At 64.9% G+C, this 12,679-nt stretch carries 12 protein-coding genes; 9 read left to right on the top strand and 3 right to left on the bottom strand.

All coding sequences use genetic code 11. The features are described from left to right. Positions 1–109 precede the first annotated feature (109 nt). The gene (locus CHB88_RS12915) at positions 110–1,243 is read left to right on the top strand and encodes a porin (RefSeq protein ID WP_089399778.1); all 1,134 of its coding nucleotides are present in this window, start codon (positions 110–112) and stop codon (positions 1,241–1,243) included. A 137-nt stretch (positions 1,244–1,380) separates the two neighbouring features. Continuing rightward, entirely contained in the window at positions 1,381–2,313 is a 933-nt protein-coding gene (locus tag CHB88_RS12910; protein WP_089399737.1) for a DMT family transporter, read from the top strand. 55 nt (positions 2,314–2,368) lie between these two features. Here the strand turns inward: CHB88_RS12910 and CHB88_RS12905 are convergent, their stop codons facing one another. Then, a complete protein-coding gene (locus CHB88_RS12905) occupies positions 2,369–2,635 on the bottom strand; it encodes a hypothetical protein (RefSeq protein ID WP_089399736.1) in 267 nt (88 codons plus the stop codon). A 337-nt stretch (positions 2,636–2,972) separates the two neighbouring features. Between CHB88_RS12905 and CHB88_RS12900 the strand changes: the two genes are divergently transcribed. After that, entirely contained in the window at positions 2,973–4,580 is a 1,608-nt protein-coding gene (locus tag CHB88_RS12900) for a serine hydrolase (RefSeq protein WP_089399735.1), read from the top strand. Between the two features lie 15 nt (positions 4,581–4,595). On the opposite strand, the gene CHB88_RS12895 is transcribed toward CHB88_RS12900, so the two are convergent. Further along, positions 4,596–4,931, bottom strand: a complete 336-nt coding sequence (locus CHB88_RS12895; protein ID WP_176442452.1) for a DUF3703 domain-containing protein — start codon at positions 4,929–4,931, stop codon at positions 4,596–4,598. 302 nt (positions 4,932–5,233) lie between these two features. Here CHB88_RS12895 and CHB88_RS12890 point away from each other — a divergent pair, with 302 nt between their 5' ends. The 6 genes from CHB88_RS12890 (at position 5,234) to CHB88_RS12865 (ending at position 11,435) form a co-directional block, all read left to right on the top strand. Further along, positions 5,234–5,731 carry an acyl-CoA thioesterase gene (locus CHB88_RS12890; RefSeq protein ID WP_089399733.1) on the top strand — a complete coding sequence of 166 codons (498 nt, stop codon included), beginning with the start codon at positions 5,234–5,236 and terminating at the stop codon, positions 5,729–5,731. Positions 5,732–5,877: 146 nt separating this feature from the next. Next, on the top strand, positions 5,878–6,342 hold the full coding sequence (locus CHB88_RS12885) for an RrF2 family transcriptional regulator (protein ID WP_089399732.1): 465 nt from the start codon (positions 5,878–5,880) through the stop codon (positions 6,340–6,342). Between the two features lie 340 nt (positions 6,343–6,682). Next, on the top strand, positions 6,683–8,104 hold the full coding sequence (locus CHB88_RS12880) for a coniferyl aldehyde dehydrogenase (RefSeq protein WP_089399731.1): 1,422 nt from the start codon (positions 6,683–6,685) through the stop codon (positions 8,102–8,104). Between the two features lie 380 nt (positions 8,105–8,484). Further along, entirely contained in the window at positions 8,485–10,032 is a 1,548-nt protein-coding gene (locus CHB88_RS12875) for a methyl-accepting chemotaxis protein (RefSeq protein ID WP_089399730.1), read from the top strand. A 439-nt stretch (positions 10,033–10,471) separates the two neighbouring features. Further along, a complete protein-coding gene (locus CHB88_RS25875; protein WP_281255019.1) occupies positions 10,472–10,594 on the top strand; it encodes a hypothetical protein in 123 nt (40 codons plus the stop codon). Beyond that, positions 10,572–11,435: a fumarylacetoacetate hydrolase family protein gene (locus CHB88_RS12865; protein WP_089399728.1), complete on the top strand. Its 864-nt coding sequence runs from the start codon at positions 10,572–10,574 to the stop codon at positions 11,433–11,435. The genes CHB88_RS25875 and CHB88_RS12865 overlap by 23 nt, the downstream gene beginning before the upstream one ends. 122 nt (positions 11,436–11,557) lie before the next feature. Here the strand turns inward: CHB88_RS12865 and CHB88_RS12860 are convergent, their stop codons facing one another. Continuing rightward, on the bottom strand, positions 11,558–12,517 hold the full coding sequence (locus tag CHB88_RS12860) for a Bug family tripartite tricarboxylate transporter substrate binding protein (RefSeq protein WP_089399727.1): 960 nt from the start codon (positions 12,515–12,517) through the stop codon (positions 11,558–11,560). Between the last annotated feature and the right edge of the window lie 162 nt (positions 12,518–12,679).

Here is a 12,679-nt window from a genome sequence, read left to right as displayed (position 1 = left end):
CGCATCGTCCGGATCGGGCCGTGTCCTCCGGGCGCGGCTAAGAGATGCAATCGAGGGGAAGGCCGGCATCGCAGCGGTGCCGGTTCACTATTTCATCAAGGGAGAATCCATGAACAAGAAAATCGTCGCGCTGGCCGTGCTGGCTACCTGCGCCACCGGTGTTACCAGCGCCCAGGCGCAAAGCAACATCACCATCTACGGCAGCGTGGACCAATACCTGGGCTATATCAAGAGCAACAGCGGCAACAAGATCATTGGCCTGAACGACGGCTCGCTGCTGCGCAGCCGCATCGGCTTCCGCGGCGTGGAAACGCTGGGCAACGGCTACGAAGCCAAGTTCTGGCTGGAGAACGGCTTCAATGCGGATACCGGCACGGGCGCCGAGTCGTCGGCAAACCGCCTGTTCGACCGCCAGGCCTGGGTCGGCCTGAACACGCCCTACGGCGAATTCCGCATTGGCCGCCAGAACACCGAGATCCTCGCCATCGGCGCGGCGATCGACTACACCGAACGCACCACCTTCGGCTCCATCGTCAACAATTTCGGCGTGCCGTCGCGCTACGACAACGACATCTCCTACCGCACCCCGCGCATCGGCGGCCTGCAAGGTGTGGTGCACTATGCGCTGACGGAACTCGCCGGCCAGAGCGTCGGTTCGCAGGCGGTGTACCAGTTCTCCCTGGACTACACCAACGGCCCGTACCGCGCCGGCTATGCCGGCCTCGGCGCCAATCCGGCTCCTTCCGCCACGGTGACGAACAAGGTCCAGTACCACAACCTGTACGCCAACTATGACTACGGCCAGGGCAAGGTGTATGCGACCTACGTTCGCAGCAACAACGTCACCGCCAGCGCCAACGGCCTGAACGCCGCCGCCATCCTGAGCAACATCGGCACCCCGAGCACCTACGCCGGCACCGATCCGAATGCGCGCCGCTTCTACAACATCTACCAGCTGTCGGCCGACTACCGGGTCAGCCCGCAGCTGCGCGTCGGCGCGCTGTATGGCGTGATCAAGGATCAGTCCGGCGGCAACGCCGGCGCCAAGGGCGGCAACGTCGGCGCGTTCTACGACCTGTCGAAGCGCACCACGCTGTACAGCTTCCTCAGCTACATGCAGAACGAAGCCAATGCCGGCTTCCGCTTCAGCGGCTCGGCCGGCCCGTCGGCCAACCTGGCCGGCGCCGATGTCAACGGCCGCAACCTGACCGGCTTCCAGGCCGGCATTCTGCACCGCTTCTGATCGGCATCAAGCCCTTTCCCTGCGAAGGGGCTTGCGCCGTCATTGGATGACGACTTCCTCCGAGGTCTTCGGGCAGGGCATCGACATGTCTTGCCCTTTTTCTTGCGATGCGCCGGCAACCGACGCACAATGCTGCCATGCAAAGTCGAACCGAATCGCGTCTCTCCCCGTCCAGCCACGCTTCCGCCAGCCACGCCGTCAAGATATCTCCTCTCACCGGCATCGCCTTCATCACCGCTTCCGTCGCCTGCTTCGCCGCACTGGACACCACCACCAAGGTGGTCGGCATGTCGGCCTCGCTGGCCATGGTGCTGTGGTTCCGCTATGTTTTTCAGCTGGGCTTCACCCTGCTCACGGTTCTTCCGCAGCACGGCCTGCGCCTGCCGCGCAGCAGGCGTCCCGGACTTCAGGTCCTGCGCGGCATCCTGCTGCTGATGTGCAGCGTGCTCGCCTTCCTCAGCCTCAAGCTCATGCCGGTCGGCGAGTTCACCGCCATCATCCTGCTGGCGCCGCTCTTCATCACCGTGGTTGCCGCCACCCGGCTGCGGCAACGCATTTCCCCGCTGCGCTGGCTGCTGCTGTTCGCCGGCTTCGGCGGCGCCCTGCTGGTGGTGCGCCCGGATGCCCACGGCCTGAGCTGGAACGTCATCCTGCCGCTGATGCTGGTGGCGGCCAATGTCGGCTACCAGCTGCTGACGAGCGAACTGGCGCGCTCGGACGATGCCGCCACCATGCAGTTCCTGTCGGGCGCGGTCGGCGCGGCCATCACCACCTGCGCCTTGCCGTTCTTCTGGCAGATGCCGGATGGCCGCACCTGGATGCTGTTTCTCACGCTCGGCGTGTTCAGCACGCTCGGCCATCTGCTGCTGATCCATGGCTACAAGAAGGCGCCGGTGGGCCTGCTGACGCCCTTCCTCTACATGCAGATCGGATTCGCGATGCTGGCCGGCTGGATCGTGTTCTCCCATGTGCCGGACAGCCTCGCGCTGTGCGGTGTCGGCGTCATCGCCATGGCCGGCATGGCGGGCACCTGGGTCGCCTCGCGGGAGCAGCGCCGCGTCCGAGCATAGGCGAAGGGCAGGCTCTTATCCGGCGCTCGCCCCGGCTCGTGCCTGGACGATCGAATCAGAACCGGCGTCGCGGCCAGGGGCCCGGGAAGGGGGAGCCGTAGTAGCCGTAGCGCGCCATATCATCCTTCTCGCTCAGTCGCAGCACGCAGTCGCGCCATTCGTTGCTGTTCCGTCCATAGCCCAGCCGTTCGCATGCCGGCCCGTAGGTCTGCATCATCTGCTCCATTTCGCGGCTGGCCTGCTGCGCGCGCTCGGCGGTGGTGGTGCAGCCGGCCAGCAGCACGAGGCCGATGCAGGCGGGAATGGCTCGCTTGCTCTTCATCGTTTTCTCCAGGCGGCACGATCGGCCGCATTCAATTTATGGTTTTGACCATGGCAAATCCAAAAGCTCTCGTGCCCGAGCGAAAGTGATCGAGGGCCCCGTTTGGCGCTTAATGGACTGCAGGCGATCATGCAAGGATGCGGCGACGCCTTACCCCGCGGCAAAGCTTTTGTGAAAAATCAGAGGCGATCGCCTTTTCTTCCCCGTTTCCTTGGTTGTTCGCAAGGCGCTCACTAGATTGAAGGCTGCAAGCGCCTGCGTTCAGCCTGCCTGCAAGCAGGCGGTGCGCGCGCGTTCCTGCTTGCGCCCTGCGTCGATCTTCCCCGGGAGACAACCAATGAGCCGCTTCATCCATGCCGCCATCGCGGCACTGTGCGCAGCCGTCGCCATCAACGGCTGCGGTGGAAACGGCGCCGGCGATGCGCCGAACATCGTTCTCGCGGCGGAGGCCGAAAACGGCGTCGGCACGGCAGCACTGCCATCCCCGAGCGAAACCTCGGCGGTGCCGATTCCGGCCGGACAGATCGAGGCGGCCATCGCGCAGCTGGATGGACTTGCCGCAGGCATCCTCGCCCGGTCCGGCATCCCCGGCATGGCGGTGGCGGTGGTGCATGGCGGCAAGACGGTGTATGCCAAGGGCTTCGGCCTGCGGGAACGCGGCAAGAGCGAAACGGTGGATGCCGACACCGTGTTTCAGCTGGCTTCCGTGTCCAAGCCGATCGGCGCGACGGTGATTGCCAACCAGGTGACGGCCGGCGTGGTGGGGTGGGATACGCCGGTGCAGTCGCGCCTGCCCGGGTTCACGCTTTCCGATCCGTATGTCGGCCAGCAGGTCACCATCGGCGACCTGTATGCGCACCGCTCCGGCTTGCCCGATCATGCGGGCGACAAGCTGGAGGACCTCGGCTATGGCCGAACGGAGGTGCTGCAGCGCCTGCGCCTGGTGCCGCTGGCGCCGTTCCGCATCACTTACGCTTACACCAACTTCGGCCTGACGGCGGGCGCGGAAGCGGTGGCCAAGGCATCGGGCATGGATTGGGCCACGCTGTCGGAGCGGGCGGTGTACCAGCCGCTGGGCATGGCTTCCACCAGTTCGCGCTACGCCGATTATCTGAACCGGCCCAATCGGGCGGTGACGCATCTGCTGGTCGACGGCGGCTACATTCCCGGACCGCCGCGCGACCCGGATGCGCAGTCGCCCGCCGGCGGGGTCAGTTCGTCGGCCAATGACATGGCGAAGTGGCTGCGCTTTCTGCTCGAGGCCGCGACGACGGCCGGTCGGCAGCAGGAACAGCCCTCGGCGCTGCTGCCGGCGATCACGCCGCAGATGATTTCCAGCGTCCCCGCGAATGCCAATGAGCGGGCCGGCTTCTATGGCTACGGCTTCAATGTCGGCACCTCGGCTTCCGGCCGGGTGGTGCTGAGCCATTCGGGCGCTTTCTATCTCGGCGCGGCCACCAGCTTCGCCGCCATTCCCTCGGCCGACGTCGCGATCGTGGTGCTGGCCAATGCCACGCCGACAGGCATGCCGGAAGCGCTGGTAACCCAGTTCACCGACCTGGTCCAGTTCGGCAGCATCCAGCGCGACTGGGAAAGCGCTTACCGCGAACGATTTCAGCCTTATCTGACGCCGGTCGGCTCGCTCGTCGGCGCCGAGCGGCCAACCAATCCCAAGCCGCCGCAGGCGCTGACTGCGTATGCGGGGACTTATCGTAACGATTACTACGGTCCGCTGCAGGTGTTGAACAACAATGGCACGCTGGAGCTGCGCCTCGGACCCAAGCCGACGGTGTACAAGCTCAGCCACTGGGATGGCGACGTCTTCACCTTCCCGCTGCTGAGCGAGAACGCGCCGCGCGGCAGCCTCTCGAAGGTGACCTTCTCGCCGGGCAAGGTCGACCTCGAGTATTTCAACGACGAGGGCCTGGGTGTCTTCGTCCGCTGAACCGGCTGATTCCGGTCAACGCCGGTGCTCGATCAGCGCGGCCAGTTCGGGATCGACCGGAAGCCGGACGAACATCCCGATATCGCTGCCGCCGGTATTCCCGGTCGGGACCACGCCTGCCGCCGAGCCGAGGGCGCCGAGAATGATGCGCAGCGCCTGACCGAAGGCGTCCGACATCGCCCGCCGCCGCAGGGCGATCTTGAGCATCGCCCAATGGGAGCGGATATGGAGGCCGACCCGGCGCTGGCCGAGCACATGCGCGCGTTCCAGGTGGCGCATGGCGAGGCCGAGACGGCCGCTCGCGGCGAGCATGTACGCCGCCGCCATTTCCGATTCGAAAGCGTTTTCCAATTCCGTTTTCATGGCTCAAATGGCAAGTGAAGTATCGACCTGGCAGAGCATCGGGTTTGCCATGGTTGGAAGGTCAAGCGTTTTCGTCGGCTTACTCATTCCGAGCCGCGGAAGCGGTGCGTTTTTATACACATTCAGGCGGGATGAGCGCTTGATATCGTGGAAAGGAGTGGAAATTCCCGTCGCCATCATTCCGGATGGCGGAGGGATAAAGGGCCGACGCGGTTCGACGGACGCGGCGGCGGAGTTGATTCGGGGCATAATGCCGACTTCGAGTATTTCAAACGAGAAAGGCAGAAGCAATGAGTTCCGACAATTCCCGCCCGCGCGAGATCACGCTGCGCTTCCTCGCCGAGCCGACGGATGTCAATTTCGGCGGCAAGGTGCATGGCGGCGCGGTGATGAAATGGATCGACCAGGCGGGATATGCCTGCGCAGTAGGCTGGAGCGGCTATTACTGCGTCACGGTGTTCGTCGGCGGCATCCGCTTCTACAAGCCCATCTTCATCGGCCAGATCATCGAAGTGAAGGCGACGGTGGTGCATACCGGGACCTCGAGCATGCATATCGCCGTCGATGTGTCCGCCACCGATCCGAAGACCGGCGCCCGCAAGCGCACCACCCGCTGCCTGATCGTGTTCGTGGCGGTGGACGGCGCCGGCGATACGGTACCGGTGCCGCCATGGCATCCGAAGACCGAGGAAGACAAGCGCCTGCAGCAATATGCGGTGCGCATCGGCGAGATGCGCAAGGAGCAGGAAGACGAGTGGAAATCGATGGAACTGCTGGAGCTGGCCTGAAGCGGCGGGGCCGGGAAGCGCGGCAATGCCTGACGGGGTTTTGGGCGCTGCTCCCGCTTGCCGCCAAAGCGGTAGAATGGGGCGACCCCCTGTGAGTAGCCGCGCCGCGCGGCGGTTCATCGAAGCGGATGAATAAAGGTGCTGCGATGAGATTGACAACCTATACCGACTACGCCCTGCGCACGCTGATGTACCTGGCGATGAATCGCGACCGTCTGGTCACGATCCAGGACATCGCCGACTCCCATGCCATCGCCAAGAACCACCTGACCAAGGTGGTGCACCACTTGGGCATGCTCGGTTTCGTCGAGACGGTCCGCGGCCGCAACGGCGGCCTGCGCCTCGGGCGCGAACCCAAGGACATCAACATCGGCGACGTGGTGCGCCAGACCGAGACCGATTTCAACATGGCCGCCTGCTTCGATCCAGACGACCAGAACTGCCTGTATTCGAATGCCTGCGCCCTCAAGGGCGTGCTGGGACGCGCCACCAACGCTTTTCTCGGCGTGCTCGACGCCGTCACGCTCGACATGATGCTGCCGCCGCGCCAGCGCCGCGGCGGGGGCAAGGAAATCGAGTTCTATCCGAAGACGCTGGCGCGCAGCGTCTGAGCGGTTCGATTTCGCTTTCGCCCGGCATCCGATGCAGCATCTCTGCAGCGGCATGCTGTCCGATGACCTCTGCGTCAGACTGCCTGCCCGCTACGCCATCCATCCCGCGCCGGCCGTTTCGACCGAGCGCCTGGCATCCGCCGGCAGTGCTTTCGCCACCATCGATCTTCCTTTCCTGTTTTGCCGCCGCCTGCCGGCGCGCGGCGTTCGTCCTCCATGTCATTGGCGACGCCCCGAAGCTGATCGCTGCCCGGATCGACGGCAGGGAAGGCTGAATCGACAGCAACGCCGGCGGGGCTTTGCATTATGATCGGGATGACCATTCCTTCCGAGGCTGCCCATGGACGACGCCCAGCCGCATCTGCGCCAACTGTTCGACCAGCAGCGCGCCGCATTTGCGCGCGGCGCGCCCGACTACACCCGGCGCATGCAGGCCCTGCAAACCCTGCGTGACGGCGTGCGCAGCCGGCAGGAGGAATTGCTGCAGGCGGTGTCCGATGACTTCGGCGGCCGCGCCCATGAAGAAACCCTGCTGCTGGAGCTGTTTCCCCTGTACGACCAGATCCGCCATGCGCGCCGCCATCTGAAAGCCTGGATGAAACGCCGCCGGGTCGGCAGCAGCTGGTTCCTGCAGCCGAGCCGCGCCTTCTACCAATACCAGCCGCTGGGCGTGGCCGGCATCATCGGCGCCTGGAACTACCAGCTGCTGCTCACGCTCGGGCCGCTGGTCGATGCCATCGCGGCCGGCAACCACGTCATCCTCAAGCCCTCCGAAATCACGCCGCGCTCGGCGGCGGTGATCGCCGCCATCATCGTCGAGCGCTTCCCGCCCGACTACGTCGCCTGCATCACCGGCGGAACCGACGTGGCCGGCGCCTTCACCGCGCTGCCCTTCGATCATCTGTTCTTCACCGGTTCCACCCGCGTCGGCAAGCTGGTGATGCAGGCCGCCGCCGAGAACCTGACGCCGGTCACGCTCGAACTCGGCGGCAAGTCGCCGGCGATCATTCATGAGAGTTACCCGATGGCGCAGGCGGCGGAGCGCATCATGAGCGGCAAGCTGATCAATGCCGGCCAGACCTGCGTCGCGCCCGACTACGTGCTGGTGCCGGCCGGCAGGGAGCAGGAATTCGAGCGCGAGGCGCGCCGCATCGCCGCCACCCTGTATCCGCAATACGCGGGCAACGGCGACTACACCCGCATCGTCGGCGAGCGCCATTATCAGCGCCTGCAATCGCTGCTGGATGAAGCGGCGACGCAGGGCGCCCGCATCGTGCCGCTGGGCGCGCAGGAGCGCAGCGCCAGCCCCGCCGACAAGCTGATCGTGCCGACCCTGATCTTCAATGCCGGCGAGGGGACCATGCTGATGCGGGAAGAGATCTTCGGCCCGCTGCTGCCGGTGGTGGCGTATGCCAGCCTCGACGAAGCGCTCGCCTACGTCAACGCGCGCCCGCGTCCGCTGGCGCTGTACTACTTCGATCAGGACCGGCGCCGCGTCGACCATGTGCTGGCCAATACGCTCTCCGGCGGCGTGACGGTGAACGACTGCCTGCTCCACCTCGGCCAGCACAACCTGCCGTTCGGCGGCGTCGGACCGAGCGGCATGGGGCATTACCACGGCTTCGACGGCTTTCAGACCTTCTCCAAAAAGCGCGGCGTGATGGTGCAGTCGCGATTCGCCGGCAATGCCATGCTGCGTCCGCCTTATGGCAAGCGAAAGCGCGGATTGATTGCGGCGCTGCTGCGGCTGGCGTTGCGGTGATTCGCCGGTCTGCCCCGATTGCACGCCGTGGTGCATCGGCGAGAACCGCAGCGCCGGCTGCAGCGGCGCCATCACGACAACGGCAATGCCCCTTGCCGGCGTGCCGGCAGGGGCATGAAGGCCGCGCGCAGGAGCAGCTTTCCCGCCACGGATTCGATCGGCGAGCAAAAAATGTTTGCATAAGTTTCCGTGTGGAAATAATATGCAAGCCTTTCGTTTTCGCCGCGTAGCGCGTTGCGGCGGGATGACGGAATGCGCCATCAGTTTGCCAATAACGTCAGCATGCTCATTGTTTGCATTCGTTTAAAACCTCCCGCCCGCAGGAAAAACAAGGAAGCAGCCCTCCCGGCGCGAAACGAATCGGTCAACAAGGAGATATCGTGCGCATCGCAAATCTGAAAATCGGCACCCGGCTGGCAATCGGCTTCGGCCTCATCCTGCTGCTCATCGCCGCCATGACCACCATCGGGCTGCTCCGGCTGCAGAGCGTGGACGAATCGGCCGAGCACATCGTCAAGAACCTCGTTTACCGTGAGCGGCTGGCCGAGGAATGGCTGCGGCTGACCAGCGTCACCGGCAGCAAGGTGCTCGCAGCGATCAGCAACGCCGACCCGGAAGCCACCCGCAAATACCAGCAATTCGTCGGCTCGCAGCGCGAGCGTATCAGCACCATCCAGAAGGAGATCGAGGGTTTCAGCGATACGCCGGAAGCGAAGCGGCTGTTCGACGAAGTCGGCGTCAAGCGCATCGCCTTCGGCAAGAAGCGCGACGAAGTGCTGAAGCTGAAGGAGGCCGGCGCGATGGATCAGGCGAAGATCATGATCGACGCCGAATTCGAGCCCTCGATCAATGCCTACATCGGCAGCATCCGCGACGTGCTCGAATTCAACAAGCAGCAGATCGACCTGGCCCAGCAATCCATCCAGCAGGCCAACCAGTCGGCGCAGCGCTTCCTGCTGCTGGCCGGCCTGCTGGCGCTGGCGCTCGGCGCCGTCGTTTCCTGGCTGCTCACCCTCAGCATCACGCGTCCGCTCAAGCATTCCCTGTCGGTCGCAGAATCGGTCGCCGACGGCGACCTTGGCCGGGAACATCCAGACACCGTCAGCGAAGATGAAGCCGGCCAGCTGCTGCGCGCGCTGGCGAAGATGCAGCACAGCCTGGAAAGTACCGTGCGCCAGATCCGCTCGGGCACCGAAGCGATTGCCACCGCCTCGAGCGAGATCGCGAGCGGCAACCTGGACCTGTCTTCCCGCACCGAGCAGCAGGCCAGCTCGCTGGAGGAAACCGCGTCCTCCATGGAAGAGCTCACCTCCACCGTCAAGCAGAATGCCGACAATGCCCGCCAGGCCAATACCCTGGCCGTGTCCGCTTCCGAAGTGGCGACCCGGGGCGGGACGGTGGTGTCGCAGGTGGTGCAGACCATGGGTTCCATCAACGATGCCTCGAAGAAGATCGTGGACATCATCAGCGTCATCGACGGCATCGCCTTCCAGACCAATATCCTGGCCTTGAACGCGGCGGTGGAAGCGGCCCGCGCCGGCGAGCAGGGGCGGGGCTTCGCGGTGGTGGCGGGCGAGGTGCGCAGCCTGGCGCAGCGCTCGGCGGCGGCAGCCAAGGAGATCAAGGCCCTGATCGACGACTCGGTGGAGAAGGTCGAGACCGGCAGCAAGCTGGTGGGCGAGGCGGGCAGCACCATGGACGAGGTGGTCAGCAGCGTGCGCCGCGTGACCGACATCATGGCCGAAATCATGGCTGCTTCCGAAGAGCAGAGCGCCGGCATCGAGCAGGTGAATTACGCTATCACCCAGATGGAGCAGGTGACGCAGCAGAATGCCGCCCTGGTCGAGCAGGCGTCGGCCGCGGCGACTGCTATGCAGGAGCAGGCAGCCGGGTTGGCGCAGCTGGTGACGGTGTTCAGGTTGGATTAGGCGCGTAGCAGGAGTTTCGCGACGCATGCATTGCGCCTGAGAAGCCGGGTGCGCGTGTAAGCATGGCGTGGGGCGTAGCAGGGAATTCGCGACGCATGCGTCGCGCCTGCGAAGCCGGGTACGCTTGCAAGCATGGCGTGGGGCGTAGCAGGGAATTCGCGACGCATGCGTCGCGCCTGCGAAGCCGGCCAGGCATGCAAGCCTGGCCGTGGGGAGGCCGAGCCATAAAGGAACTCCCTACCTCTCAGGGGAAGGACTTGCTTTCCCGCGCGACCCCATCCAAGGAGAGAGATTTTCTTCATTGCGCGATCTTGAACTTGGCCGCGCAACCCAACCCTGAATGCGCTTGCAAGCACGTCAGGTTTCTGCACCACCTCCCGCCTTCCCGCATAATCTCCCTACCCCAATACACGCCGCCAACGTCCCTCGGGGCAACACATTGAAAATCATCGCCGAGCGGATGCCTGCTCCTGGCAAGGCCGCGGAAACGAAGCCTCCGCCCAAGCCCGGCGGCGACAATCCCGAACAGGAGACCTCCCATGAAAATCTGCCGCTACGATGACAACCGCCTCGGCGTGATCGTCGGCGACACGGTGCGCGATGTCACCGCCGCGCTCGATGTCATCCCGCTACAGCGCTATCCGCTGCCGCGCCACGACCTGTTGATCGCGCACCTCGATGCGGTGCGAGCGCGCATCGAGGCGCTGATGTCCAATGCGAGCGAAAAGCCGCTGGCGCAGGTACGACTGCTGGCTCCGGTAGCCAATCCCGGCAAGATCGTCGCCGCGCCGGTGAATTACAGAAAGCATCTGGACGAAGCACGGGACGATGCCGGCATCCATCACCAGAATGCGGTGCTGGAAATCCAGAAGGTGGGGCTTTTCCTGAAGGCGACCAGCTCTCTGGTCGGCCCGAGCGAAGGCGTGGCCATCGAGCACCCGGAGCGGCGCAACGACCATGAAGTGGAACTGGTGGCGGTGATCGCCAAGGCCGGCCGCAACATCCGGCCCGAGGAAGCGCTGAGCCATGTGGCCGGTTATGCGATCGGCCTCGACATGACCACCCGCGGCCCGGAGGAGCGCAGCCTGCGCAAGTCCATCGACAGCTACAGCGTGGTAGGGCCATGGCTGGTGACGGCGGACGAGATCGCCGATCCTGCTTCCCTCGACCTTGCGCTGGACGTGAACGGCGAGCCACGGCAGCGCGCCAATACGCGCGACCTGATCATCGGACTGCCGGAATTGATCGCCTTCGCCTCGTCCTTCTACAGCCTGCAGCCGGGCGACCTGCTGTTCACCGGCACGCCGGAAGGCGTCGGGCCGGTGAAGGCGGAAGATGAGATCAGCGCCGAAATCGGCGGCATCGGCTGCATGCGGGTGAAGGTGCGCAGCGCGCGCTCCTGACTGGGTGCGACAAAAACCGGCGCGCAAAAACAAAAGCCGGCTCGATGCGGAGGCATCGCAGCCGGCCGTGAGCGCCGCTTGCCGTTCCCTGTCCATCGGAACGGCAGCGCATGGCGGGTTCGTCAGTCCAGCGTGATGTTGGCCTTCTTGATCACGCCGCCCCAGTAGTCCAGTTCCTTCTTCACCATCGCGCCGAGCGCTTCCGGCGACTGGTAGCGCAGTTCCACACCCTGAGCGGCGGCGCGCGACTTGGTGTCGGGCTGGTCGAGTGCGAGCTTGACCTCTTCGGAAAGCTTGGCGATCACCGGCTGCGGCGTGCCGGCCGGCGCGAACAGCGCCACCCAGGCTTCCAGCTCGAAGCCGGGCAGGCCGGCTTCGGCGGTGGTCGGCACGTTCGGCAGCATGGGATGGCGGCTCTTGCCGGCCACCGCCAGCGCCTTGAGCTTGCCGGTCTGGATGTGCTGGATCACGGAGGGCGGCGTGGTGATGAACATCTGCACCTGGCCGGCGAGCACGTCCTGGATGGCCTGGCCGGAACCCTTGTAGGGCACGTGCTGGATCTCGGTGCCGGTCTGCTGCTTGAACAGTTCGGTGCCGATGTGCGACAGCGAGCCGTTTCCTTGCGAGGCGTAGTTCACCTTGTTCGGGTTCTTCTTCAGGTAGGCGAGCAGTTCCTTCAGGTTGTTCACCGGCAGGGAGGGATGCACGGTGATGACATTGGTAGCCACGGTGACCAGCGCCACCGGCGCGAAATCCTTCGGCTCCCAGGGCAGCTTGGACATCAGGTGGGGATAGCCGGTGTGATAGGCGGAGTAGGAGGAGAGCAGGGTGTAGCCGTCCGGCTTGGAGCGGGCCACGTACTGGTAGGCGATGTTGCCGCTGCCGCCGGCGCGGTTGTCGATGATGACCGACTGGTTCAGCAGCTTGGCCAGCGGGTCGCCCACCAGGCGCGCGGAGGTGTCGACCAGGCCGCCGGGCGGATTCGGCACGACGATGGTCACCGGCTTGGCTGGAAAGGATTGCGCGAAGGCGCTGGCGGCGGAGCAGGCCAGCAGGGCGGCGCAGGCTAGTTTGCGGATCATTTCTTCATCTCCTAAGATTCTCGAATGCTCGACGGATTTGGTTTTGGTTGCGTTTTTCGGCCGTTTCCCGGCTTTGGCAGCGCAAACCGGGACTGCGGGAAGCGTTAATGTAATCCGATATCAGGTTTGCAGCCTTCGTGGTTGACGAAAGCTGATTTAGCC

This window comes from Noviherbaspirillum humi, assembly GCF_900188095.1.
GTDB lineage: Bacteria > Pseudomonadota > Gammaproteobacteria > Burkholderiales > Burkholderiaceae_D > Noviherbaspirillum > Noviherbaspirillum humi.
The sequence above is the reverse complement of the archived record's forward strand: the minus strand, read 5'-3'. Positions and strand labels throughout refer to the sequence as shown.